Here is a 25,335-nt window from a genome sequence, read left to right on the forward strand (position 1 = left end):
GTGCCGGCCGTGTCAGCGATCGACCGGCTCGTACGCGAACCAGTCGAAGTGGACGGCGCCTGCACCGGCGAACATGCCGATCACCCGGCCGGTGAAGCCGCCGGCGACCTCGGTGGAGAGGTACTTCCCGTCCAGTGAGGCAAGCTCGCCGAAGGTGCCGTCCGGCTCCTCGATGCCGAGGGTGACGGTGTCCGGACCGGTGCGGGCGTCGTGCACGGTGTGCACGGCGGCCACCTCGATGCGGAGCACCACAGGTCCGGTGGGCACCGGCCGGGAGGCGACCACGGTGTTCAGCGGGCCGATACGGGCGCTCACTCGTGCCTCACCGGCCGAGACCTCGATGGCGCAGTGGTGCCGCTCGTCGAGGCGGACGGCCAGGCCGCCGCGGCCGTCCGCCGCGTCGACCAGGGCTCGTACCCGGCATGACGTGTGCTGTTGCCGCCGTCCGGTGAACGTCACGTCGGTGTCGTCCAGCGATCCGCCGCGGGCGTGCAGCGTGAGCCAACCGGCCTTCTCCTTGGTGGTGCACGCCTCCGGCGGCCGGTGGCGCAACGAGACCCAGTGGGGGGCGAGTTCGCTCAGGTCGAAGTCGTCCCGGTCCGGCAGGGCGGGCGCCGGCCGCAGCGGCCAGGAGGGTGCGGGCAGGGAGGGCGACAGCTCGCCGACCACCGGCCAGCCGTCGGTCCAGGAGACCGGCACCAGGAACGTCTCCCGGCCGAGCACGTGCCATCCGGGGGTTCCCCCGCCGGGCCGCACCCCGAGCAGCACCATCCACCAGGAGTCGTCGGGCGCCTGGACCAGGTCGGCGTGGCCGGTGTTCTGGATGGGGTGGTCGGTGCCCCGGTGGGTCAGGATCGGGTTGGCCGGGCACGGCTCGAACGGGCCCGTGGGCGTAGGGCCGCGGGCGATGGAGACGCCGTGGCAGCGTTCGGTACCGCCTTCGGCGATGAGCAGATACCAGTAGTCGCCGATCCGGTAGAGGTGCGGAGCCTCGGGGGCCTTGGCTCCGGGGCTGCCGGACCAGAGCCTGCGCGTCGGGCCGAACGTCTCCCCCGTGTGGGGATCGATGCGGACCTGCCCGACTCCGGCGGTGGTGCACCAGCAGTTGCCGTCGTCGTCCCAGGCGAGGTCCGGGTCGATGCCGTGGACGCCGGGCAGCCGGACGGGATCGGACCAGGGGCCGGCCGGGTCGGTGGCCGTGAAGAGCAGATTGCCGTCACCGCTCACGTTCGTGACGACCAGCCAGAAGCGGCCGTCGTGGTGGCGCAGGGTGGGGGCGTAGATCCCGCCCGAGGACGGGGAATCGAGGGGCAGACGCAACTGCCCCGGCCGGTCGAGGGCGTTGCCGATCTGGGTCCAGTGCACCAGGTCCCGGCTGTGGAAGACGGGCACCCCGGGGAAGTACTCGAAGCTGGAGCAGGCCAGGTAGTAGTCCTCCCCCACCCGGCAGACGGACGGGTCGGGGTGGAAGCCCGGGATCACCGGGTTGGTGACGGTGGCGGTGTTCTCGGGCGTGCTCGACAACCTCATCGGGTCCTTTCACTGGGTGCCGAGGGTGCGGTGCCGGGTGGCTCGTACTGCCCTCGAGGGCTGCAGCCGAGGGGGTGAAGGGGCGACGGCGTTCATGGTCCCTGCCGGGGCGCGCGCTTTCCAGCCCCCGGCGGGAAGCGAAAGTTTCCGTGGCGCGGTACGGATGGTTTCCGCGCGCTCAGCTCCGTGGCGGGGCCGTACTGCTGCGGACGGTGAGGGTCGTCGCGATCTCCAGCCCCGTCTGAGGTGCCTGCTCACCGCGCCCGAGCGTGAGCGCCAGCTCGGTCGCGGCCGCGGCCATCTCGGTCAGGGGCTGGTGGACGGTGGTCAGGGGCGGGTCCACCCAGGCCACGACCGGCAGATCGTCGAAACCGACGACGCTCAGCTCGTCCGGGATCCGCAGGCCGGCCTCGCGCGCCGCCTGGTAGACGCCCAGCGCCTGCAGGTCGTTCGCGGTGAAGATCGCGGTCGGGCGGTCGGGCAGGGCGAGCAGGGAACGCGCCGCCTCGCAGCCGTCCTCGCGCGTGAGGGGGGCGTGCACGACGAGTTCCGGGTCGGCCGGCAGGCCGGCGGCATGCATCGCGGAGCGGTATCCGTCCAGCCGGGCGCAGCAGTACAGCTGGTCCTCGGGTCCGCCGATCATGGCGATGCGGCGGTGCCCGAGTGCGGTGAGGTGCCGGGTCGCGGCCCGGCCGCCCGACCAGTTGGTGGCACCCACGAACGGGACGTCGTCGGGCAGTTCCGTGGCCGGGTCGAAGACGACGAACGGGATTCCCTTGGCCTTGAGTTGCGCGCGCTCCGCCTCGGAGAGCTGGGCCACGGACAGGACGCAGCGCGGACGCCGGGAGACGGTGTCGTCCCAGGTGGGCTCCGCGGAGTCGTGCAGCCCGAACTCGGAGACCATGAGGCCGACCCGGTGCCGCCGGGCCACCCGCTCGACGCCCCGGATGATCTCGACCGCCCACATGTGCTCGAGCTCGCGGAAGACGAGTTCCACGACGTTGCTCCGGTTGGCCCCCGTGGGCTTGCGGTAGCCGTACTCCTCGACCAGCGCCTCGACCCGTGCGCGGGTGTCCGCGGAGACCCCCGACCTACCGTTGATCACCTTGGACACGGTGGGGACGGAGACGCCCGCCGACTCGGCGATGAAAGCGATGGTGACCGGCCGGGACGTGTCGCCCTGCCCGCCGTCCCGGTCCGCCGGCCCGTCCGCCGCGTGTTCCGCCAAGGTCGCCATCCCGATCGTCGAACCGCCCGTGCGCCCGGCCATTCTGGCACCTCTTGCCGACACGCCTGTGGCCTCTGACACGGCTTCATGTTAATTTCTCCGCCGCGTACAGCGAAAGTTTCCTTCACCAAGAGGCCGTTCACGGCCTGCGCCGCCCGCCCCCCATCCGGAAGGTGCACGTGATGACGAGGAGACTCGTACGGTTCCTCCCGCGACGACGCCGTTCGCCGCGCGCCCCGCGCAGACTGACGGCGCTGCTCCTGGCGGTCGTCCTGCTCCCGTTGCTCCCCGCCACCGCGCGGGCCGACGATCCGCCCGTCCCGCCGCCGAGCTCCCCCGCCGCCCGCGGCACGGTCGCGGCCATGCAGCCCGGCTGGAACCTCGGCAACACCTACGACGCCATCCCCGACGAGACGTCCTGGGGCAACCCGCCGGTGACCAGGGCACTGCTGAAGAAGGTCAGATCGCAGGGCTTCAAGAGCATCCGCCTGCCCGTCACCTGGGGCGTCCACGAGGGCGCCGCGCCCGGTCACACGATCGACCCGGTCTGGATGGCGAAGGTGCGGCAGGTCGTGGACTGGGCCCTGGACGAGGACCTGTACGTGCTGCTCAACATGCACCACGACTCGTGGATGTGGGTCGACGACCTGCCCACGGACCACGATGCCGTGTTCGCCCGGTACAGCGCCACCTGGACCCAGATCGCGGCGGAGTTCCGTGACGAGCCGTCGAGGCTGGTCTTCGAGAGCATCAACGAGCCCACGTTCAGCGGCACTTCGGGCGACGAGGAGAACTACCGGCTGCTGGCCGAGCTCAACCGCGTGTTCCACCGGATCGTGCGGGAGTCCGGCGGCGCGAACGCCACGCGCCTGCTGGTGCTGCCCACCCTGTACACGAACGCCGACCAGGGCCGGCTGGACGCGCTGGCCACCGAACTGAGCTCCCTGCGCGATCCCATGGTCGCCACCACGGTCCACTTCTACGGCTGGTGGCCGTTCAGTGTGAACATCGCCGGCTACACCCGGTTCGACGCCACCTCCGAGCAGGATCTCACCGGCACGTTCGACCGCGTGTACCACGCCTTCGTCGACCGGGGCATCCCGGTCGTCGTCGGCGAGTACGCCCTGCTCGCCCACGACCACACCCGTCCCGGCATCATCGAGCGGGGCGAGGTGCGCAAGTACTTCGAGTTCCTCGGCGACTACGCCCGCCGCCGCAGGCTCACCACGATGCTGTGGGACGCCGGGCAGTTCCTGAACCGCGACACCCTGCAGTGGCGGGACCCCGAACTGTTCGCCCAGATCAGGTCGAGCTGGACCACACGGTCGGGTACGGCCTCCAGCGACATGGTGTTCCTGCCCAAGTCCCGTCCCGTCACCGGCCAGACGCTCACACTGAATTTCCACGGCACCGACTTCCAGAGCCTGCGCCACGGTTCGCGCACCCTGGTGAAGGACAGGGACTACACGGTCTCCGGCGACCGGCTCACGCTGACGGCCGCCACGCTCACCGAGTTGGCGGGCGACCGGGCCTACGGGGTCGACGCAACCCTGGAAGCCCGATTCTCGCGCGGCGTCCCGTGGCGGATCGACGTGATCACCTACGACACCCCGGTCCTGTCGAGCGGCTCGGGGAGCACCAGCGGCCTGACCATCCCCACCGAGTTCCGCGGGGACCTGCTCGCGACCATGGAGGCCAGGTACGACGACGGGAGCAACGCGGGCCCGGCGAGCTGGACTCCGTACCAGCAGTGGGACACGGCCTTCTCGGCGTACACCGGCGACTCGATCAAGCTGACCGCCGAGTTCTTCACCTCGTTGAAGGACGACGCCCGGGTGACGCTCACCTTCCACTTCTGGAGCGGCGCCTCGGTGACCTACCACGTCACCAAGACGGGCGGCACCGTCACCGGCACAGCGGCCTGACCTCGCCCTCTGCGATCGCGACCGGGCCACCTGCCGGGCTCCGCCACCCGCGGGTTCGGCAGGGCCCACGCCGCCGCGGACGGTGTCCCGCCGTCCCCCACCGGCCACGTGTGATCGGTACGGTGGTGACCGGGACGGCGAAGGGAACGGCGCGGACTTGAGCGAGCAGGCAGGTATCAGGACGGCGAAGGAGGCCGCCGACCACGGACTCATCCTGGCGTTCGGGCGGCTCCAAGGGGCGGCCAACCGGCTGGAGTACATCCTCGGACGGGCGCTCGAGGAGGAGTGCGGCATCAGCCATCTGACGTTCGAGGTGCTGCTGATCCTCGGGCGGGCGGGCGAGCCGGGGCTGTCGATGCGGGCCATCGCCCAGGAGCAGGTGCTCACCACCGGCGGGGCCACCCGGCTGGTGGACCGCATGGAGGCGGCCGGGCTCGTGACGCGCGGGGAGTCCCCTGCCGACCGGCGCGCAAAGCTGGTGCGGCTGACCCCGCTGGGCGAGGAGACGACGGTCCGCGCGTCCGCCATCCATGTGGAGAACATCCGACGCTTCTTCGTGGACCCGCTCCCGGAGGCGGACCGTGAGCGGTTCGCGGAGGATCTTCGCATCCTCAGCCATACGGCCCGGGACGTCCTCCCCCGGCTGCCCTGACCCGTGCGCCGACGCGCACGCTGACGCATCGCCCCCGCCACACCTGTGGGGTGCGCTTCACACACACAGGAAAATATCTGACTAGTCAGTTACTGTCTTGTCAGGTGACAGCTCGGCACCCTTCTTCGTCTCGACCCGCCCCCCAAGGAGTCCCGCATGAGCACCGCTCTCTCCTTCAAGGTCCTCGACCTCGACTTCCCGGCCGCCAGCAAGAACAAGACCGCCACGCTCGTCACCGGTGAGCGGGAGGCGCTGCTGGTCGACGCCGGCTTCACCCGAGCCGACGGCCACCGGCTGGCCGCTGAGATCCTCGACTCCGGCAAGACGCTGACCACGGTCTTCGTGAGCCACGGCGACCCGGACTTCTACTTCGGTGCCGAGGTCATCGCCGACACCTTCCCGGACGCCGACTTCGTGGCCACGCCACTCGTCATCGAACACATCCGGCACTCCTACGAGGGCAAACTCAAGGCGTGGGCCGCGCTCGGCCCGAACCTCCCCACCCGCCTGGTCGACCTGACCCCGGCCACCGGTGACCTCGTCCTCGAAGGCCACCGCTTCGAGCTCAGGGGCGGCCCGGCCGCGCTGCCGGACCGCCACTACCTGTGGCAGGCCGAGCACCGCGCCCTCCTCGGCGGCGTCCTGCTCTTCCAGCAGGAGCACGTCTGGGTCGCCGACACCCCCGCCCCCGGCGCCCGCGCCGCCTGGATCGACCTGCTCGACCAGATGGCCGCCCTCCGGCCCGAGCTGGTCGTCCCCGGCCACCGTCTGCCCGACACCGCGGCCGACGCCTCCGCCATCACCGCCACCCGCGACTACCTGCTCGCCTTCGAGGAGGATCTGGCCAAGGCGGCCGACGGCGCCGCGCTCACCGAAGCCCTGGTCCGGCGCTACCCGGAGAACGGCATGCTGATCGCCGCCCGGATCGGCGCGAAGGTCGCCAAGGGTGAAATGAAGTGGGGCTGACATGAACGACTTCGCCACCTCCACCGCCCCCGCCGACGTCGTACGCCGTCAGTACCTCGCCTCGGCCGCCGGCGACCTGGAAGCCCTGCGCGCCACCCTCGCCCCCGATGTCGAGTGGACGGAGATGGCCGGCTTCCCCCTCGCCGGCACCTACCGCACCCCCCACGGCGTCACGGCGAACGTGATGGAGAGGCTCGGCCAGGACTGGGACGACTGGACCGCCCACGACGACACCTACGTCGTCGACGGCGAGAACGTCGTGGTCCTCGCCCGCTACACCGCCGTCAACAAGGCGACGGGGAAACCGCTCGGCGTCCGCGTCGCCCACCACTTCGTGGTACGCGGCGGGCTCGTCGTCCGCTTCGAGCAGTTCGTCGACACCGCCCTCGTGCGCCGGGCCGCGGGCGACTGACGCGGGCGCGGCCAGGGTCGCGGACTCCCGGGCGCACGCGGGGCTTCACCGGCGTCATTCTCCGTTCTCCTCTCCGTTCTCCTCTCCGTTCTCCTCTCCGGTCTCCGGCCGGCCGACGGCCGTCATGCCGCCGCCCCGGACCCGGCCGGGGAGCCGGTTTCGTCGCCGGTGCCGCCCTTCCCGGGGACGGCGGCCACCTCGCCCGGAGTCGCACCAAAACCTGCTCGTGTACCCCTGTTCAGCGGGGGCATGCACGATCCGCCCCGTCTGATTTCCCTCGGTTCCCGACTTGGCCCCACACTTTGTTCCGCGCTCCGGACCTGGGTTAGCCTGCGGCGTATTTCTTCATCGCGCAGATCCGTGAACTGCGGAAATGCAAGCACAGCAACCGGGCCGCCGACGTGGTCCGGGGGGGTTCCGAGTCCTCGGTAGGGAGGACTCCTGGGGAGCGGAACGAGGGTGCGCATGACCAGCAACAGCACCGGTGTCGTGGAAGCGGTGCCGGGCGATCAAGAGTTGCGGCGGCTCCTGGCGGGCCTGACAGCCGTACGGGACGGGGACTTCGGTACCCGCCTGCCGGACGACGCCGACGGCCTCATGGGCGACATCGCCAAGGTCTTCAACGGCATGGTGGACCAGCTGTCCGTGTTCACCTCCGAGGTCACCCGCGTGGCCCGTGAGGTGGGCACCGAGGGCACGCTCGGCGGACAGGCGGAGGTGCCGGGCGTCTCGGGCACCTGGGCCGATCTGACGGACTCGGTCAACGCCATGGCGGGCAACCTCACCACCCAGGTCCGCGACATCGCCCAGGTGGCCACGGCGGTGGCCAAGGGCGATCTCTCCCAGAAGATCGACGTGCCCGCCCGCGGCGAGATCCTGCAGCTGAAGGAGACCGTCAACACGATGGTCGACCAGCTCTCCGCCTTCGCCGACGAGGTCACCCGCGTCGCCCGCGAGGTCGGCAGCGAGGGACGCCTCGGCGGACAGGCCCAGGTGCCGGGTGTGGCCGGTGTCTGGCGCGACCTCACCGACTCCGTGAACCACATGGCGGGCAACCTCACGAGCCAGGTCCGCTCCATCGCCCAGGTGACCACGGCGGTGGCGCAGGGCGACCTCTCCCAGAAGATCACCGTCGACGCCCGCGGCGAGATCCTCGAACTGAAGAGCACCATCAACACGATGGTCGACCAGCTCTCCGCCTTCGCCGACGAGGTCACCCGCGTCGCCCGCGAGGTCGGCACCGAAGGACGCCTCGGCGGACAGGCGGACGTGAAGGGCGTCAAGGGAACCTGGCGCGACCTCACCGACTCGGTGAACTTCATGGCCGGCAACCTCACCGGCCAGGTGCGCAACATCGCCCTGGTGGCGACCGCCGTGGCCAAGGGCGACCTCTCCCAGAAGATCACCGTCGACGCCCGCGGCGAGATCCTCGAACTGAAGAACACCATCAACACGATGGTCGACCAGCTCTCCGCCTTCGCCGACGAGGTCACCCGCGTCGCCCGCGAGGTCGGCACCGAAGGACGCCTCGGCGGACAGGCCCAGGTGCGCGGTGTGTCGGGAACCTGGAAGGACCTCACCGACAACGTCAACGTGATGGCGTCCAACCTGACCGGCCAGGTCCGTTCCATCGCCCAGGTCGCCACCGCCGTGGCGCGCGGCGACCTGTCGCAGCGCATCACGGTCGAGGCCAAGGGCGAGGTGGCGGCGCTGGCCGAGGTCATCAACACGATGGTCGACACGCTCTCCGCCTTCGCCGACGAGGTCACCCGCGTCGCCCGCGAGGTCGGCACCGAGGGACAGCTCGGCGGACAGGCCCATGTCCCCAACGTCGCCGGCACGTGGAAGGACCTCACCGACAACGTCAACTCGATGGCCAACAACCTCACCGGCCAGGTGCGCAACATCGCGCTGGTGACGACCGCGGTGGCCAGGGGCGACCTGTCGAAGAAGATCGACGTGGACGCGCGCGGCGAGATCCTGGAGCTCAAGACGACCATCAACACGATGGTCGACCAGCTCTCCGCCTTCGCCGACGAGGTCACCCGCGTCGCCCGCGAGGTCGGCACCGAAGGACGCCTCGGCGGACAGGCCGAGGTGGAGGGCGTCTCGGGCACCTGGAAGCGTCTGACGGAGAACGTGAACGAGCTGGCGGGCAACCTGACCCGGCAGGTCCGCGCGATCGCCGAGGTCGCGAGCGCGGTCGCCGAGGGCGACCTGACCCGTTCGATCACCGTGGAGGCGTCCGGCGAGGTCGCCGAGCTCAAGGACAACATCAACTCCATGGTGGAGTCCCTGCGGGAGACCACCCGCGCCAACCAGGAGCAGGACTGGCTCAAGACCAACCTCGCCAGGATCTCGAGCCTGATGCAGGGCCACCGCGACCTGCCCGTGGTCGCCGAGCTGATCATGGACGAGCTGGTTCCCCTGGTGTCGGCGCAGTACGGCGCCTTCTACCTGGCCGAGGACGGCGACGGCGGGCCCGAACTGCGGCTCGTCGGCTCCTACGGCTACCCCGACGAGGCCGGCCGGCCCACGCGCATCGCCTTCGGCCGCACCCTGGTCGGCCAGGCGGCCCGCAGCCGGCGCACCATCGTGGTGGACGAACTGCCGCCCGGCTACGTGACCATCTCCTCGGGGCTCGGCCAGGTGGTGCCCAGCGCGCTGGTGCTGCTGCCGATCGTGGTCGAGGGCCAGGTCCTCGGCGTCATCGAGCTGGCCTCGGTCACTTCCTTCACCCAGATCCACCAGGACTTCCTGGCGCAGCTGATGGAGACCATCGGCGTCAACGTCAACACGATCGTGGCCAACGCCCGTACCGACGAGCTGCTGGTCGAGTCGCAGCGTCTGACGGGTGAACTCCAGTCCCGTTCGGCCGAGTTGCAGGTGCAGCAGGAGGAACTCCAGCGGTCCAACGCGGAGCTGGAGGAGAAGGCCTCGCTGCTGGTGGCCCAGAACCGGGACATCGAGGCGAAGAACCTCCAGATCGAGCAGGCGCGACAGGAACTGGAGACGCGCGCCCAGCAGCTGTCGCTGGCCTCGAAGTACAAGTCGGAGTTCCTGGCGAACATGAGCCACGAGCTGCGCACCCCGCTCAACAGCCTGCTCATCCTCGCCCAGTTGCTGGCGCAGAACCCCTCCCGCAACCTCACGCCCAAGCAGGTGGAGTACGCGCAGATCATCCACTCCGCCGGTTCGGACCTGCTCCAGCTCATCAACGACATCCTCGACCTGTCGAAGGTCGAGGCCGGGAAGATGGACGTCACGCCCGAACGGGTGGCACTGCGGCAGCTGATCGAGTACGTCGAGGCCACCTTCCGGCCGATGACGACGCAGAACGGCCTGGACTTCACGGTGACGACGGCTCCCGGGGCGCCCGCGGACCTGCTCACGGACGACTCCCGGCTGCGCCAGGTGCTGCGCAACCTCCTGTCGAACGCCGTGAAGTTCACCGAGCAGGGCGGCGTGGAGCTGAGCATCGAACCGGCGGCGGACGACGAGGTGCCCGAGGGGGTGATCCGGGGCGGGGCCGTGGTGGCCTTCCGGGTGAAGGACACCGGCATCGGCATCCCGGAGCAGCACCTGGAGACGATCTTCGGCGCCTTCCAGCAGGCGGACGGCACGACGAGCCGGAAGTACGGCGGCACCGGTCTCGGTCTGTCCATCACCCGGGAGATCGCCCATCTGCTCGGCGGTGCCGTGACGGTGGACAGCACGCCCGGCCAGGGCAGCACGTTCACCCTCTTCCTGCCCGTGGCCCGCCCCGACTTCGAGGAACTGATCAACCACGGCCGGACCTTGGACCGGGCCTCCGAAGAGCCTCTGCCCGAGGGATCGTCCCGGCCGGCGCCGGTGCCCCGGATCGGGCCCGGGCCGCGCCCGCGGCGGCTGCTCGTCGTGGAGGAGCGGCCGAGAGGGCTGCTGACGCTGGTCGCGGAGAGCGTCGTCGCCGATCTGACGCACGGCCGCGACGACGGCGGGCAGCGGCCCGCGGTCGACATCATCACCGCCGTCGGCGCGCAGGAGGCGGCCGGCGCCCTCGCGGCCGATCCGTGCCACTGCGTCGTCCTGGAGCGGGGCATGCGGGACGGCGAGACCTCCCGTTTCCTTCAGGCGCTGGAGGGTGACTCGGCGCTGGCCAGTGTTCCCGTGCTGGTGCACAGCGGCCACCGCACGGACGCACCGCTGGAGGAGACGCTGCGGAACCGCTCGGCGGGCGGGGCGCTGGAGGTCCTGTCCAGTCTCGACGAACTGCGCGAGCGCATCGCGCTGCACCTGTCCGCCGAGGAACCCGGGGACGTGCTGTCCCTGGTCCGGCCCGAGGAGCCGCAGCCTCTTGCGCCGCCGCTCATGGAGGAGGTGCCGGCGGGCCGCACCGTCCTCGTCGTCGACGACGACGCGCGGAACCTCTTCGCGCTCAGCGGGATCCTGGAGCTGCACGGCTTCCGGGTCCTGCACGCCGAGAACGGGCGCAAGGGCATCGAGACGCTGGTGAACAACCCGGACGTCGCGCTCGTGCTGATGGACGTGATGATGCCGGAGATGGACGGCTACACGGCGACGGCAGAGATCCGCAGGATGCCGCAGTACGCCGAGCTGCCCATCATCGCCGTCACCGCGAAGGCGATGCCCGGCGACCGGGAGAAGAGCCTCGCCTCGGGCGCCAGCGACTACGTCACCAAGCCCGTCGACACGCACGACCTCATCGCCTGCGTCCGAAGCTGGCTGCCCGCATGAGGGCACCGGTGCCCGTCCCGCCCACCGGCGGGCCGGGCGCCCCGCAGCGCCTTCCGTACCGCACCCCAGGGCCCTCCAGCCGAGGAGCATCCACGCCGTGAGCATGTCCGAGCATCAGCGTGAACCGGGTCAGGCGGGCGAGCCGCGGCTCGAGTCCGCCGCCCCGGCGCCGTCCTCCGTCCCGTCGGTCACTCCGGAGGGGCCGTCGGTGACTGCCGACGACCAGTCGGTGGCCCCGGGCGGGCCGTCGGCGACTGCCGACGAACCGTCGGTCGTCCCGGACGGGCCGTCGGCGGCCGACGAACCGTGGGAGATCCCGGGCGGACTGTCGGAGCTTCCGGACGGGCCGTCGATCACCGCCGAAGAGCTGGCGATGGCTGCCGACGTGCTGTCGGTGATTCCGGACGGGCCGCCCGCGGGTCCGCCGGGTGCCTCGCCCGCCTCTCCGGTCGGCAGGCTGGCGGCCGTCGTGGAGCGGCTCAGCCGCGAGGTGCGGGCCGCCCAGGCGGAGGCCGAGGGCCGTGCCCTGATCGAGCTCGCCAAGGGCATCCTGGTCGAACGGCTGCAGTGCGGGCCGCCGCAGGCAGCCCGCCAGCTGGCCGAGTTGGCCGAGCAGGCCCAGGTCACCCTGCTGGAACTCGCGGTCGACGTCATCAACCAGGCCGCCCGGGACCGTATGTCCGAGGTGACGGACGCGTTCATCGCCGCGACCAGGGTCTCCGAGGAAGCGGAGTCCGAGTCGGCCGCCGTACGCCTGCGTGCGGCCGAGAGCGGGGCGCTGGCCGCGAACGACACCCAGGCCGTCGCCGACGCCCTGCTGGAGCAGGCGCTGCGCCCGCTCGGCGCGGTGGCCGTGGCCATCTGGGCCGCGGGTTCCGACGGTTCGCTGTCCCTCGCGGGCAGCGCCGGGTTCTCACCGGCCGAGGCCGCGCGCTGGCGTTACGTCCCACCGGACGTGGTGACGGTGGCGCGGCGCGGTCTCACCGAGCGCGAGGGACAGTGGATCACCACCCTCGGGCAGACCGGACTGCCCAGCATCGGCCTGCACCAGCATCCGGACGGCGGCAGGGCGGCCCTGCCCGCCGGCACCGGAGGACGCATCCACGGCGTGCTGGAGATCGCCTGGCCCACTCCCCTGGCGCCGCAGCCGCCGCAGATCGTCCGTCAGGTGGAGGCCCTGGCCGAGCTGTGCGCCCACACGCTGGAGACGCGTACGCAGCCGCGGGACGAGGCCCTGGAACCGCGCATCCTGCCGGACGCCGCCGAGCTGATGGACCTGGCCGACGGGCTGCACGATCCCGCGCTGGTCCTGGTGCCCTACCTGGACGGTGGCGGACACCTGGTGGACTTCCGCATCCAGCACGTGAACAACCGTTTCCTGGACCCGGCCGGCCGGCCGCGGGCGGTCGTCAACGGCGCGCTGCTCCTCGAGGCCTATCCGATGGCCGCCGGGGACAGCGAGCTGTTCCAGCGCATCGAGCGCGTCTACGCCACCGGCGAGCCGTTCAGGACCCGCCGGATGAACCTCACCGCCCTCGTCGACCAGGTCGCCCTCTCGGCGGTCGCGGACATCAGCATCAGCCGGCACGGCAGCGCCGTACTCCTCATCTGGCGTATCGAGGACGAGACGGCGCGGCTGGCGAGCCTGCTCCAGCACGCCCAGCGGCTCGGCCGTATCGGCGGGTTCGAGGAGAACCTGCTGACCGGTGAGATCACCTGGAACGGGCAGCTGTTCGACCTCTACGGGCGTCCGCGGTCGAGCGTCCCGGTGCCGCTGGAGGAGCTGCCGGCCCATGCGCACCCGGACGACAGCGTCTCGATCCGTCGTTTCCTGCGTACGCTGCTGCACCATCGGCGGCCCGCGGCCGCGGCCTTCCGGCTGCAGCGGCCGGACGGGGTGACCCGCCACATCAGGATCGTCGCCGAACCGGTGCTCGACCCCGGCGGCCGGCTGCTGCTGCTCCGCGGCGCCTGCCAGGACATCTCGGCCCAGCACTGGACCGAGGTGGCGCTCGCCGCCACCCGTGACCAGCTGGCGCACACGGAACAGCAGGCCACCGAACGCAACCGGCTGACCCTGCAGTTGCAGCACGCCATCATGCCCCCCACCCAGGCGCCGCTGCAGGTGCCCGACCTCCAGGTGGCCGTCCGCTACCGGCCCGCGGAGACCGAACAGCTGGTGGGCGGCGACTGGTACGACGCCGTCGTCCTGCCGACCCGCATGGTGCTGCTGTGCGTGGGAGACGTGGCCGGCCACGGCATCGAGGCCGCCACCAGCATGGTCGTCCTGCGCAACGCGCTGCGCGGCCTGGCGGTGACCGGGGCCGGTCCGGGCCAGCTGCTGTCGTGGCTCAACATCGTGGCGCACCATCTGACCGGCGCCGTCACCGCGACGGCGGTGTGCGGCCTGTACGACCCCGAGCGGCGGACGCTGCGCTGGGCCCGGGCGGGCCATCTGCCGCCGGTGCTCGTCCGGGACACCGAGGCGGCCCCCCTGCCCCTGCTGAAGGGCATGCTGCTCGGGGCGGTACCCGAAGCCGGATACGAGGAGTCCGAGATCCAACTGGCTCCCGAGGACACTCTGTTGATGTACACGGACGGCCTGATCGAACGCCGCGACCGGTCCGTGGAGGAGTCGCTGACACATCTGCTGACCACCGCCAGTACGGCGCCCAGCACACTCGACCACCAGCTGGACCGCCTGCTGACCTACAGCAAGTCGGACACCGACGACGACACCTGCATCGTGGGCATACGGGTGGGGTGAGTGGCGTCCCGCGCCGGCACCGGCGCGGTGACCGGCCGCCCCGCGGGCCGAAGTCAGGAGCCGCCGGCGGGAGACGGCGGCAGCGCTGGATGACGACCGGGCTCCGCCGATCGTTCTCTCTGGAGGGCGCTGTCGCGGTCGTCTCCGTGGCGCGCTCGATCCTGCGGGCCCTGGACTGTCCGCGGCCACCGACGCCGCCACGGCAAGGGGCGCCGCACGCGAGGCCCGCCTGCTCGACGGGGTGACCGTCCCGCACCCGGAGTCGGCCCGACGACCGGCGTGACACCGCCCGGAGCGGCGGCGTACGGCAGGTCACCGGCACCGGCACCGGCACCAGCACCAGCACCAGCACCAGCACCAGCACCACATTTCGCGGGACACGTGGCTTTCCCTCACAGTGGGTGGTGGGGGAAGGACGCCGGCCGGCCCTGTGGGAGGCACGGCGGGACGGCTGGGAGCCGTACGCCCGTTGCGGCTCTTCGTGAGGAGGCCGGCATGGGTGAACAGAAGCCCCTCGCCCCCGGCGAGGCATGGCGGTCCGTGGCCGCGTGCGTCCTGTCCACCTTCGGGCTGCTCGCGCGGCAGTGGGTCCGTCTGTCGGGTGAACGGCTGGGGACGCGCCTCCGCTTCGCCGACGGCACGTCGGCCCGGGTGTACCGGGAGACCCGCCTCGGCAGCGGCCTGGCGAAGGATCCCTGCACGCTGGTCGTCACCTTCCGGCTGCGCCTGGTCCGCGGACGCGCGCACGCCCTGTTCCGTGCGGAGAGCCTGCTGAACACCCTGCTGTTCGTCGGTTTCCCCGGCTTCACCTCGAAGCTGTGGCTGGCCCATGACGAGCGCGCGCGCTACCGCGGGGTGTACGAGTGGGACGGCCCGGAGCGCGCCGAACACTACGCGCGGTCCCTGTGGCGGGTGCTGGCGCTGGTCAGCGTGCCCGGGTCGATCGGCTACACCGTCCTGCCCGGGCTGCGCCGCGACGACTTCCTCGCAGCGGCGGGGCCGGCCGGCACCCTCGCCCCGGACGAGTCCGCGGCATGGTGGCGCACCCGGGGCACGGCCTGATGGCAGCGGTGGACGTCCTCGTGGTCGGGGCCGGTCCGACCGGCCTCGCTCTCGCCCTGCAGGCACATGACCACGGGGCACGGGTCAGGATCGTCGAACGGCGCCCCGAGGCGTTCCGGCCCTCCCGAGCGCTCATCCTGCACCCCCGCACCCTGGAGGTCCTGCGTCCCCTCGGCGTCACGGACGCCCTGCTGGCGAAGGCGGACACCGCCCCGAGTGCCGTCCTCCACCTCGGCCGTCGCGCCGTCCGAGCCGGTCTCGCCGACCTCGCGCTGCCCGACACGGCGTTCCCCCACCTGTCGCTCCTGCGGCAGATGGACGTCGAGACGGTGCTGGCACGGGCGCTCGCCGACCGGGGGGTGCCCGTGGAACGGGGTACGGAGCTGGTCACCGTCCGTGATGACGGGCCCAGTGCGCGGGCCGTACTGCGCACCCCGAAGGGCGTGCAGGAGATCCGCTGTCCCTTCGTCGGGGGCTGCGACGGCCCGGCCAGTGTCGTGCGGACCTGCGCGGGTGTCGGGTGGGACGGCCGGCCTTACCCCGAAGAGGTGGTCCTGGCCGACCTCGAACTCGACCGCGACCCGGAGGGCTCCGGCGCCGAGGTGTTCCCCGGGCGGCGGGGGCTGCTGCTTCTCTTCCCGCTGGGGGAACAGGCCACCTGGCGGCTTCTGGCCACGCGGGCGTCTCCCGGCGGGTCCGGTCCGGAGTTCGGCCAGCCCGGACCCGCCGTCCCCCAGGCCGAGCTGCAGCGGCTGCTGAGCGACGCCGGGCTGGACGCACGGATCGAGCGGCTCGCCTGGTCTGCGCGGGTACCGTTGCAGTACCGCCTGGCCCGGCGCTTCCGCCAGGGGCGGCTCTTCCTCGCCGGAGACGCGGCGCACAACTACTCTCCGGCCACCGGCCAGGGCATGAACGCCGGTATCCAGGACGCGATGAATCTCGGCTGGAAGCTGGCCTTCGCCGCCGGCCGCTCCGCCGGGTCCACGAGCGGGTGGGACGCCGCAGCGCTCCTCGACTCCTACGACCGGGAGCGCAGGCCGGTCGCGTGCCGACGGCTGGTCCTCACGCACACGGCGTTCTGGGCGGAGGCGTCGACCGGTCGGATCCCCTCGTGGCTGCGGGCGGTGGCCGCGGCGCACGCAGCCCCGGCGGTGCCGGTCCTCCTGGCGCGACGGCGACTGGTCGCCGAAGGCATCCGTCTCATCTCCCAGCTACGGGTGACCTACCAGCGCGGCCCCCTGTCGGTGGAGGGGACCCCGCACCTCCGCGGCGCTCCCCGGCCGGGGGACCGCCTGCCGGACGCGACCGTCAGCACCGGCGGGCCTCCGCAGCGGCTGCACGCGCTCCTGGCCCGCCCGGGGGTGCACCTGCTGCTGCAGCGCGACGCCGAGCCGGCACCGCCCGCGCTGCTCGGCCCCCGTGTCACCGTCCTGCGCCTGACGAACAGCCCGGGCCGCGGTGTGGTGGCCGTCCGCCCGGACGGCCATGTCGGCTTCCGCTGCGCGAGCGCCGACACCGCCGCCGGGCTGGGCGACTGGCTGTCGCTGATCTGCGCGACGGCGGAGACCCAGGTCTGAGGTCGGTGTGCGCACACCGTGCCGCATCGGAGGATCGACGGTGTGACACGGCCTCCGTCGGCCCCCCGGTGCCGCGACGCGGCTACGCCTCGTTCACGGCTCTGACGTCCCTGTCCAGTTCCTTCGCTAGCACCTGGTCGTGGGATTCGTCGGCGATCTCCCTGGCCTGCGCGAAACGCCGCAGCGCCGCCGCGGTCGCGCCGTCGGCGGCGCTGACCCTGCCGAGGCCCTGCAGGGCCCTGGCCTCGCCCCGCCGGTCGCGCAGCTGCCGTGTCAGCTCCAGGCTCTTGTCGAACGACCGTGCCGCGGCGCCCAGATCGTCGGTGTCGAGCTGCGCCTGCGCGAGGCCACGCCAGGCGTAGGCCTCGGCCCTGCGGTCCCCCAGGCGCCGGAACTCCGCCAGCGCCTCCTGGAACAGAGGGATGGCCTCACCGACGCGTCCCTGGCCGCAGCGCACGACCGCAAGGCTGCGCCGGGCCTGGGCGGCGAGCCGGTGGTCCCCGGCGGCCCGCAGTCGCTCGGCCCCGTCGCTCAGCCGCTGCGCGGCGACGTCCCACGCGCGCCGGTTGCGGTGGATGATGCCCTGCCCCAGCATGACGGCGGCCCTGCCGTGCTCGTCACCGGACGCCTCGTACCCGGCCAGCGCCTCCTCGTACGCGGCCAGTGCCTCGTCGGGCCGGCCCAGGTCGCGGTACAGCGCCGCGGTGTCGAACAGCGTGATCGCCTCGGCCCAGCGGTTGTGCGAGCGGCGGGACCCGGCCAGCGCCAGTTCCTCCGCCGCCTCCCAGTCGTCCCACGTGGCCAGCATCTCGAAGAACGGCGCGGCGATGTGGGTGAGTTCCCATGCCGCGTCCCAGAGCTCGCGCTCGTACGCGAACCGCACGCACGCCACGACGTTGTACCGCTCGGCGATGAACCAGGCGACCGGGTCGCGCAGCAGCTCGTCCCGGTGCGCCGCCTCGACCGCGTGGCGCGGGTGGGCACCGGCCTTGCGCAGCTCACCGGGCTGGAACCGGTCCTCCGCCTCGGCCGCGAGCGTGAGGTACGCGCCCAGGAGCCGGCCGGCCGCGGCGGCGGCTTCGGGTTCGGGCTGCTCGCGGGCCAGCGCGCGAAGCAGGTCGTGGAAGCGGTAGCGGGCGGCGCCGGTCTCGTCGGGGCCTGTCGCGTCGAGCAGTTGTGCGGACACCAGCGCGTCGAGGTGGCGCTCCGCCTCGCGCAGCCCGACGCCCATGAGAGCGGCGAGCGGCCAGGACGTGAAGTCGGCTCCGGGAAAGAGCCCGAGCAGTCGGAACGCCCGCTGCTGAGCGTCGGACAGACCCCGGTAACTGATCATGAAAGTGGAGCGGACATCAAGATCTCCGATCTCGAGATGGTCGAGCCGGTCGCGCTCGTCGGCGAGGCGGCCGGCGAGATCGGTCACGCGCAGGTCCGGCCGCTCGGCCAGACGCGCCCCGGCGATGCGGACGGCGAGCGGCATGTGCCCGCACAGCGTGACAAGGCGCCGTGCGGCCTCGGGGTCGTCCGCCACTCGCGCTGGTCCCGCGACCCGGCTGAGCAGCTCGACCGCCTCGTCGGTCTCCAGCAGGTCGAGCACGATCGTGTGGGCTCCCTCGATGCTGCTCAGCGGGACACGGCTGGTGACGATCACCGCGGTGTCCGGGCCGCCGGGCAGGAGGGGCCGCACCTGCCGGGGCCCGTTGGCGTTGTCGAGGACGATGAGCAGGCGGCGTCCGGCCGTCAGGGTACGCAGCAACTGCTCGCGGTCGTGCGGCGCGTCAGGGATGGCGCGCGGGTCCGTGCCCAGCGCCCGCAGGAAGTTTCCGAGTACTTCGGGCGGTTCGGCGGGCAGAGGATCGTAGCCGCGTAGGTTGACGAACAGCTGCCCGTCGGGGAAGTCGGCCGCGAGCCGCTGGGCCGCCCGCACCGCGAGGGTCGTCTTGCCCAGACCTCCCTTGCCGGTGATGGCGACGAGCGGCCCGGAGGGCCGGCCCCGTCCGCGCACCAACCGGCCGATCTCGGCGAGTTCGTCGGAGCGGCCGGTGAAGTCGGATATGTCACGGGGCAGTTCCCGCGGCACCGGATGCCGCGGCGCGGCTCGTCTGTCGGCGCCGTCGGCCTGGAACCACGCGAGCGCTCCGCCGAACAGCGCGGTCACCCCGGCGAACGCGTACTGCATCAGCCCGACATCGCCCAGCACCTGCCATCCGGCGGCGACCGCGGCGAACGCTCCGGCCGCGCCCGCCAATGCCCAAAGCCGCCGTGCTCCCCCTGAGTTCACACCGCGCATGGTAGCCAAGACCGCCCCGGGGACGGCATGGCAATATCGGGCACACGGACCCTGAGAAGGCCTGGCCGTGCGTCTTCGGACGTCCCTCGGCGGATCCGGTGGGCGGGGTCCAGGACGGGACTTCCCCGCGGTGCAGGCGGCCGGAGACGACCGCGCCCGGGCGGCTCGTGCCCTCGCGCCGTCGGCCCGGCGTTCCGGGTCGGGCCGACGGCGATCTCGTCCGGCCCTCCTCGCGCGGCTCGGGCCGGCACTCCGTCGCCCGGTCAGGGGCGGCCAGGACCCGTGTCCGCGCCGCGTCCTCGGTGAAGGAGCCGATCCCGCCCCGGTCCGATCGCCGGCGTCGAGAGCCGCCCTCACGTGGCGACCGGCCGAGCCGACCCGCGCCCCCGGCCCGGCCGACGGATCGTCCCGGGCCGGTGACCTGATCCACGGGAACGGCTCAGGCGTGCGGGCCGGTGCGCAGGGCGGCGAACAGCCCCCGCACACGGGTGCCGTCCGGCGTCTGCCAGGCGCCGGCCACGTGGCCCGTCACGTGCGGCGGCAGGGGCGGCGCGCCGTCCGGGGCAGGGCGCAGGACGCGGTGCAGACGGAGGGTCGTGCCCCGCGGTCCGGGCAGGTCGGTGCCCTCCCGGTCGTCGGTGGCGGGGGTGGTGAAGTCCGCGGGGGTGAGGCCGCCGCCGGTGCAGGAGCGGGTGACCTCCCGGTCGGGGGCGCCGCTGGTGTTCTGGTCCTGGGCCGCCACCCGGCCCTCGATCAGGGCCAGCAACTGGGCGACCAGCACCGGGTCGTGGCAGCCGTCGTAGGCCCATCGCCGTCCCAGCACCCCGTGCTCCATGGTGCCGACGAGGGCGTGCTCCGCCCCGTCGAGCGGCGCACCGCGATAGGTGAGCGGCACCAGGTAAGAGGCCGGGCGGGTGCCGGAGGTGTCGGTGACCACCATGAACTCGATCCCGACCTCGCCCTGCGGGTCGTCCAGCCGGAAGCCGCCGGCCTTGGCCAGTTCCGGTTCACCCGCGCCGCCGGCGTACCAGGGCCGGGAGGGCAGCCACGTGGTGAGCAGGTCCAGCTTGGTGGGCTTGAGGGAGGTGTGGTGGATGACAGCCATGCGGAGGATCCTCTTTTCCCTTGCGCGGATGTGATCTTCGCAGCGCCGCCACGACGTCGTCCGTCTGTTCCTCGCTCTGCTCGGCGAGCGCGCGCAGCACGTCGTCCGTGGTGCCGTTCGTGACCTTGGCCGGTCTCCTCGGTGTCGGTGAGCGCGCGGTAGACAGAGGCGACGGAGGGGTGCTGTCCGGCGTACTTCCCGGTCTTGATGGTCAGCCTATTGGCGATCTCGGGGACGGATACACCTTTGTCCTTGAGGGCGCGGGCGAACAGCGGCATGTCGTCGTCGACGGCCTTCGGCCGTCCGCCGGGGTTGCCCTTGGTCGCGGCGGCGGCACCTGGCCTTCCAGGGGCTTGTCCCGGTGTCAGCGGTCGCCGGTCGCCGCAGCCCTGGCCGACCGCCTCGATGACACCGCTGTGGTGGATGTCGCAGTCCGGCTCGCCGCCGCCCGCGGTGCGCCGCTGCTGTTGATCGCAGTAATGCCCCCGCCGCCACCGAGGAAGGCGCCCCGCCCGGACGGGGTGGCGGCCCGTGCGGTGTTGGGGCGGGCGCTGCCGCGCCTGGCCCGTGCCGGGATCGCCTACCAGCCGGCCGTCTACCACCGCCCCGGCGAGCGCAACGGGCGCCTGGGTGAGGCGAAGGGCCTGCTGGACGTGACCGTCACCCATGGCTGTTCGCTGCTGGTGGTCTCGCGCAGCGGGCCGGAGGGGCTGGACGCATGCACGGTGATGCAGGCGGCCGCGATCCGCGGCGGCCCGTTCGTCCGCGCGGCCTCGCCGGTGCCCTGGGCGCCCCTGGCCGCGCCCCGCCCTCCCGCCTGACGGACGCACCCGGGGAAGGGGCCGGCCCCGGAACCGCCCTACGGGGGAGAGGGCGGCCGGGGTATGACGTCACGCATGACGTCACGCACCGTAGCGCCGCGGCGGGCTGCCGGGCAGGTGGCCTTACGAGGTGGCGCGCTCCGTGTCGGTAGCGGCGGCGGGGGTGTCCTCGCGGTGCAGGAAGGTGGCCAGCAGATCGCCGACGGGGTGGTCGGACTCGGTCGGATGGCGCAGGGCGACGGTGGGGTCGATGGTGTAGCGGTTGCGGCGGCCCACCCGGGTGCGGGTGAGATATCCGGACGCTTCGAGGTCGGCGACGATCAGCTGCACTGCACGTTCGGTGATGCCGATGAGGTCGGCGACGTCACGTCCGCGTGCTTCCGGGTCGCGGGCGAGGGCGATCAGGACGCGGGCGTGATTGGTCAGGAACGTCCAATGGTCGCCGCGCGCGGCAGAGGGCTGGGCCATGACCTTCATCATACGAAGCCGCCTTCGCATAACCAAGAACCTTTCGCGAAAAGGTATTGGCGAAAAAGTTTTCGCGTAACTCTCGACGGGAATCAAAGAGGCGCGTGACGCTGAACGCACCCCCACTCCCCCTCGACCCCGCTGAAAGGGGGCCACGATGTCCACCCAGACCGCGCCCCGCCCCGCCGCCACCGGCGCACCGGTGCTGCCGCTGTCCCTGCCGCATCCGGTCACCGCGCTGGTGACGGGCCGGCCCGACGACTTCGCCGTGGTGGACGCCGCCGTCCGCCTGGCCGCCCCTCGCAAGGCACCGGTGCTGCTGGTCGCCGTCCTGCCCCACCAGCAGATCCCGCACCGCTCCCGCGCGGACGCGCAGGCCGCCCGGGTGGTCCTGGCCCGGGTGCTGCCCCGGCTGCGGAGCGCGGGGGTCGGCTGCATCCCGGTCGCCCACCGCGTCCCGGCCGAGGGCGGCGGGCAGCCGCGGATGCCGGCCGCGGGCGGGGTGCTGGCCCTGGCCGCCCGGCACCACTCACCGCTGGTGGTCGCCTCCAGCCGGGGCCCGGCCGGGCTGGACGCGCACAGCCTCATCGGAGCCTCCGCCGTACGCGGCGGGCCCTTCGTCTACGCCGTCGCCCCCACCCGGTCCACGGTGCCCGTCGCCGGCGCCGGCCTGAGAACGGCCTTTCTGTCCCCGGCCGGGGTGCGCAACGTGTGGACGCTCGCCCGGCGCCGCCTTCCCACTGCCGCCCGACCGGTGGCTGAGGGGGCGTGATGGACGGGCTGACCGCGCTCGCGCCGTGGTGGCTGCCGGCGCTGGTGGACCTGACCGTCGGCGGTGTGTGCGTCGTGCTCGCGATGCGCCCGCGCCGCCGCACCACCGCCCGGCGACCGGCGTAACCGGGAGGTGAGCGCCTATGTGACGTCGCACCGGCGGCCCGGGCCCGGCTCTCCCTCCGTATGTCTGCCAGGGCCCGGAACCCGCCCCCTCCTCTTCCCTTCCGTGTCCTCTCCGTCCAAGGAAGCCGATCAACCATGAATGAACTGTCGTTCGCCGTCCCGCTGTGGGTGTGGGCCGCGGTCACCGTCGGCATCGGCGTGATGCTCGCCGTCGACCTGATCGCCCACCGCGACAACCACGTGATCGGCTTTCGCGAGGCCGCGCTGTGGAGCGGGCTGTGGATCGCCGTCGGCCTGGGCTTCGGCCTCATCCTCTGGGCCTGGCAAGGCGGCGAGGCGTCATCGACCTACTACGCGGGCTATCTGATCGAAAAGGCCCTGTCGATCGACAACGTCTTCGTCTTCGCGCTGGTCTTCTCGTTCTTCGCCGTTCCGGACGCCTACCAGCACAAGGTGCTGTTCTGGGGGGTGCTCGGGGCGCTGGCGGCCCGGCTGGTGTTCATCTTCATCGGCGCCGGGCTGCTGCAGGTGTTCTTCTGGACCGCCTACCTCTTCGGTGCGTTCCTGATCTGGACCGGCTGGAAGATGGCCGTCTCCAAGGACGAGGAAGTCCACCCCGACCGCAACCCGGTCGTCCGCCTGGTCAGGAGACTCATCCCGACCGATCCGCGGTTCCACGGCGACAAGTTCTTCGTCCGCGTCAGCGGCAGGCGCATCGCAACGCTGCTGTTCGTGGTCCTGGTCGCGATCGAGGCCACCGACCTCATCTTCGCCGTCGACTCCGTCGCCGCCGTCCTGGCCATCACGACCAACACGTTCATCGTATGGACCGCCAACGCCTTCGCCGTCCTGGGCCTGCGCAGCCTGTACTTCTGCCTGGCCGGACTCCTGCGCCGCTTCCAGTACCTGCACTACGGGCTCGCGGTCCTGCTCGCCTTCGCCGGCGTCAAGCTCATCCTGTCCGAAACCCCCGTCGGCAAGCTGCCCATCCCCCTCACCCTCGGCGTCATCGCCGTCACCATCACCGTGTCCATCGTCTGGTCCCTCGTCGCCACCCGCGGCCAGGACGGCGACGGCACCCCTGACCGCACCGAGCCCGCACCGGCCGGCGGCACCCGCTCCGCATCCTCCACTCCTTCGCACCACACGGAAGGACCCCCCTCATGATCACCCTCGCCCCCGGCCGGCACCCTGACGTCCAGCTCGCCGAAACCGCACCGCCGCCGTGCACACCCTGCCATCGTCCTGTTGCCCGCCCGCACCGGCCCCTCTCACCGCCTACCCGCCCGCACCCTGGCGCGGTTCGCCGCCCGCATCGGTGCCACGACCGTGATCACTCCCGTGCCCCTCCCCCCACCCGGCCAGTCGGGTGCGCGAGCCGCGCAGAACAACACCGGGCGCCGGAAGCCTCCAGATCAGGGTTCTGGGGGACTGTCCTGCGGGCGGTGTCCCAGCACAGCGAGCCGCTGTGGTCGTTGCGCAACCGCAGCCACACCGTCCCGGGGGAGATCTCGGTGGGGAAGGGTCCGCGGGCCGTCCCGGAGACCAGCGGGTACGGCGGATTCCCGGGCGCCACTCGGGCGACTTTCCGGCGGGGCGGTGGCGTGACTGCCGTGATTCCCGGCCGGCCGGGTACGACCATGCTGACGTACCGCGCGGCGCCGGCCACTGGGGAGGAACTGTGAAGCGAGAGGACGGCACAGCGGTGGCCACGGGTGTCACCGCCGAGCGCCTCGCCGGGCTCCGCAGGTGGAACCTGGGGCTCACGCTGCTGCACCTGCTCCAAGCCATGGCCATCGTCCTGCTCGCCGGAAGCTTCTCGATCACCGTCACCTCCTCCGTTCCCGAGGGGCCACCGGGAACGGCAGCGCCCGCCCCGGAAGCCTTGTTCGACGTGCCGATCGGCTGGGCCGTCGCTGTCTTCCTCATCCTCGCGGCAGTGGACCACCTGCTGACGGCGACGGTGTGCCGCGGCATCTACGAACGCGACCTCAGACATGGCATCAACCGTTTCCGGTGGCTGGAGTACGCGCTGAGCGCGACCCTGATGGTGCTCCTCATCGGCTTCTACGCCGGCATTACCAGCCTCAATGCCGTCATCGCCGTCGTCGGTGCCAACGTCGGGATGATTCTCTTCGGCTGGCTCGAGGAGGTGATGAACCCGCCGGGGCGGGCGAGGACCACGATGCTGCCGTTCTGGTTCGGGACGATGGTCGGCGTCACGCCGTGGGTCTCGATCGCGTACAACATCGTCGCGGCCGAAACCGTCCCCGGCTTCGTGTACGGAATCGTTCTCGTCCAGGCCGCCCTCTTCTTCAGCTTCGGTCTCAACCAGTGGCTCCAGTACCGCGGAGTCGGCCGGTGGTCCGACTACGCATACGGTGAAAAGGCCTACCTGGTCCTCAGCCTCGTGGCGAAGTCACTCCTGGCGTGGCAGATCTTCACCGGCTCGCTGGCTGACTGAACCTCTTTCCACCTGCGTTTGAACGGTGCAGCTGACGCATCGGCAGACTGTGTGCCTGGGAGCCGAGTCAACAAGTCAGGGGTCGGATCACCACCTGACCCGGCGCACTGCCCTCCCTTCCGTGAGCGGCAGCTCCGTGCAACGCGGCGCGAGAACGGCCTCGACACCCAGGCCGGGCACGGAGAGCAGTACAGAGGCACGGTGACCGACATCAGCCGCGTGGGCATGGAGGACCGCCGAGCCGACACAGGCCGCCGACAGCGGCGGCCGGCGCAATGCCGTCGCCGGCGAACATACTCAGACCGATTCAACTCCGCACCCGGCCGCTGCATTCGGGGGGTTGAGGACGGGAAGGGCGCGGCAGACGACGCCCCGGCTCAAGATCTGGGAGGCGCAGACGGGGGCCGCGGGGCCGGGACCGGGCCGCTGTTCCGGGG

The 25,335-nt window shown here is 72.0% G+C and carries 18 protein-coding genes; 13 read left to right on the forward strand and 5 right to left on the reverse strand.

The genetic code is table 11. The features are described 5' to 3' along the window. Nucleotides 1-12: 12 nt before the first annotated feature. Together ACFY30_RS19415 and ACFY30_RS19420 are read right to left on the reverse strand one after the other, a co-directional pair. Nucleotides 13-1,530, reverse strand: coding sequence for a glycoside hydrolase family 43 protein (locus ACFY30_RS19415; protein ID WP_390846385.1), 1,518 nt, complete (start codon nucleotides 1,528-1,530; stop codon nucleotides 13-15). Between the two features lie 178 nt (nucleotides 1,531-1,708). Further along, nucleotides 1,709-2,800: a LacI family DNA-binding transcriptional regulator gene (locus tag ACFY30_RS19420; protein ID WP_390846386.1), complete on the reverse strand. Its 1,092-nt coding sequence runs from the start codon at nucleotides 2,798-2,800 to the stop codon at nucleotides 1,709-1,711. A gap of 140 nt (nucleotides 2,801-2,940) precedes the next feature. Between ACFY30_RS19420 and ACFY30_RS19425 the strand changes: the two genes are divergently transcribed. From ACFY30_RS19425 to ACFY30_RS19460, 8 genes are all read left to right on the forward strand, one after another. Continuing rightward, a complete protein-coding gene (locus tag ACFY30_RS19425; RefSeq protein WP_390846387.1) occupies nucleotides 2,941-4,683 on the forward strand; it encodes a cellulase family glycosylhydrolase in 1,743 nt (580 codons plus the stop codon). Nucleotides 4,684-4,840: 157 nt separating this feature from the next. Beyond that, nucleotides 4,841-5,335, forward strand: coding sequence for a MarR family winged helix-turn-helix transcriptional regulator (locus ACFY30_RS19430; protein ID WP_390846388.1), 495 nt, complete (start codon nucleotides 4,841-4,843; stop codon nucleotides 5,333-5,335). A gap of 156 nt (nucleotides 5,336-5,491) precedes the next feature. Further along, nucleotides 5,492-6,301, forward strand: a complete 810-nt coding sequence (locus tag ACFY30_RS19435) for an MBL fold metallo-hydrolase (protein WP_390846389.1) — start codon at nucleotides 5,492-5,494, stop codon at nucleotides 6,299-6,301. A gap of 1 nt (nucleotide 6,302) precedes the next feature. Continuing rightward, complete coding sequence (locus ACFY30_RS19440; protein ID WP_390846390.1) at nucleotides 6,303-6,713, forward strand: nuclear transport factor 2 family protein; 411 nt, start codon at nucleotides 6,303-6,305, stop codon at nucleotides 6,711-6,713. 465 nt (nucleotides 6,714-7,178) lie between these two features. After that, nucleotides 7,179-11,450: a HAMP domain-containing protein gene (locus ACFY30_RS19445; RefSeq protein WP_390846391.1), complete on the forward strand. Its 4,272-nt coding sequence runs from the start codon at nucleotides 7,179-7,181 to the stop codon at nucleotides 11,448-11,450. 373 nt (nucleotides 11,451-11,823) lie between these two features. Then, nucleotides 11,824-14,217: a SpoIIE family protein phosphatase gene (locus ACFY30_RS19450; RefSeq protein ID WP_390846509.1), complete on the forward strand. Its 2,394-nt coding sequence runs from the start codon at nucleotides 11,824-11,826 to the stop codon at nucleotides 14,215-14,217. A 495-nt stretch (nucleotides 14,218-14,712) separates the two neighbouring features. Beyond that, on the forward strand, nucleotides 14,713-15,279 hold the full coding sequence (locus tag ACFY30_RS19455; RefSeq protein WP_390846392.1) for a hypothetical protein: 567 nt from the start codon (nucleotides 14,713-14,715) through the stop codon (nucleotides 15,277-15,279). Continuing rightward, a complete protein-coding gene (locus tag ACFY30_RS19460; RefSeq protein WP_390846393.1) occupies nucleotides 15,252-16,856 on the forward strand; it encodes an FAD-dependent monooxygenase in 1,605 nt (534 codons plus the stop codon). The genes ACFY30_RS19455 and ACFY30_RS19460 overlap by 28 nt, the downstream gene beginning before the upstream one ends. A gap of 82 nt (nucleotides 16,857-16,938) precedes the next feature. Here the strand turns inward: ACFY30_RS19460 and ACFY30_RS19465 are convergent, their stop codons facing one another. Both ACFY30_RS19465 and ACFY30_RS19470 read right to left on the reverse strand, forming a co-directional pair. Further along, the gene (locus ACFY30_RS19465) at nucleotides 16,939-19,134 is read right to left on the reverse strand and encodes an ATP-binding protein (RefSeq protein WP_390846394.1); all 2,196 of its coding nucleotides are present in this window, start codon (nucleotides 19,132-19,134) and stop codon (nucleotides 16,939-16,941) included. Between the two features lie 448 nt (nucleotides 19,135-19,582). Then, on the reverse strand, nucleotides 19,583-20,248 hold the full coding sequence (locus tag ACFY30_RS19470; protein ID WP_390846395.1) for a 1,4-alpha-glucan branching protein: 666 nt from the start codon (nucleotides 20,246-20,248) through the stop codon (nucleotides 19,583-19,585). Between the two features lie 419 nt (nucleotides 20,249-20,667). Between ACFY30_RS19470 and ACFY30_RS19475 the strand changes: the two genes are divergently transcribed. Then, nucleotides 20,668-21,069, forward strand: a complete 402-nt coding sequence (locus ACFY30_RS19475) for a universal stress protein (RefSeq protein WP_390846396.1) — start codon at nucleotides 20,668-20,670, stop codon at nucleotides 21,067-21,069. A gap of 123 nt (nucleotides 21,070-21,192) precedes the next feature. On the opposite strand, the gene ACFY30_RS19480 is transcribed toward ACFY30_RS19475, so the two are convergent. Then, nucleotides 21,193-21,537 (reverse strand): helix-turn-helix transcriptional regulator, encoded by a 345-nt coding sequence (locus ACFY30_RS19480; RefSeq protein ID WP_390846397.1) that lies wholly within the window; start codon nucleotides 21,535-21,537, stop codon nucleotides 21,193-21,195. Between the two features lie 157 nt (nucleotides 21,538-21,694). Between ACFY30_RS19480 and ACFY30_RS19485 the strand changes: the two genes are divergently transcribed. The 4 genes from ACFY30_RS19485 to heR all read left to right on the forward strand — a co-directional run bounded on the left by ACFY30_RS19485 (nucleotide 21,695) and on the right by heR (nucleotide 24,898). Further along, nucleotides 21,695-22,309: a universal stress protein gene (locus ACFY30_RS19485; RefSeq protein WP_390846398.1), complete on the forward strand. Its 615-nt coding sequence runs from the start codon at nucleotides 21,695-21,697 to the stop codon at nucleotides 22,307-22,309. Then, a complete protein-coding gene (locus ACFY30_RS19490) occupies nucleotides 22,309-22,434 on the forward strand; it encodes a hypothetical protein (RefSeq protein ID WP_390846399.1) in 126 nt (41 codons plus the stop codon). The genes ACFY30_RS19485 and ACFY30_RS19490 overlap by 1 nt, the downstream gene beginning before the upstream one ends. 135 nt (nucleotides 22,435-22,569) lie before the next feature. Continuing rightward, a complete protein-coding gene (locus ACFY30_RS19495) occupies nucleotides 22,570-23,601 on the forward strand; it encodes a TerC family protein (RefSeq protein WP_390846400.1) in 1,032 nt (343 codons plus the stop codon). Between the two features lie 514 nt (nucleotides 23,602-24,115). Continuing rightward, the gene (heR, locus tag ACFY30_RS19500; protein WP_390846401.1) at nucleotides 24,116-24,898 is read left to right on the forward strand and encodes a heliorhodopsin HeR; all 783 of its coding nucleotides are present in this window, start codon (nucleotides 24,116-24,118) and stop codon (nucleotides 24,896-24,898) included. Nucleotides 24,899-25,335: the final 437 nt, after the last annotated feature.

Origin of the sequence: Streptomyces sp. NPDC000345 (genome assembly GCF_042898825.1) — a bacterium.
Classification (GTDB): domain Bacteria; phylum Actinomycetota; class Actinomycetes; order Streptomycetales; family Streptomycetaceae; genus Streptomyces.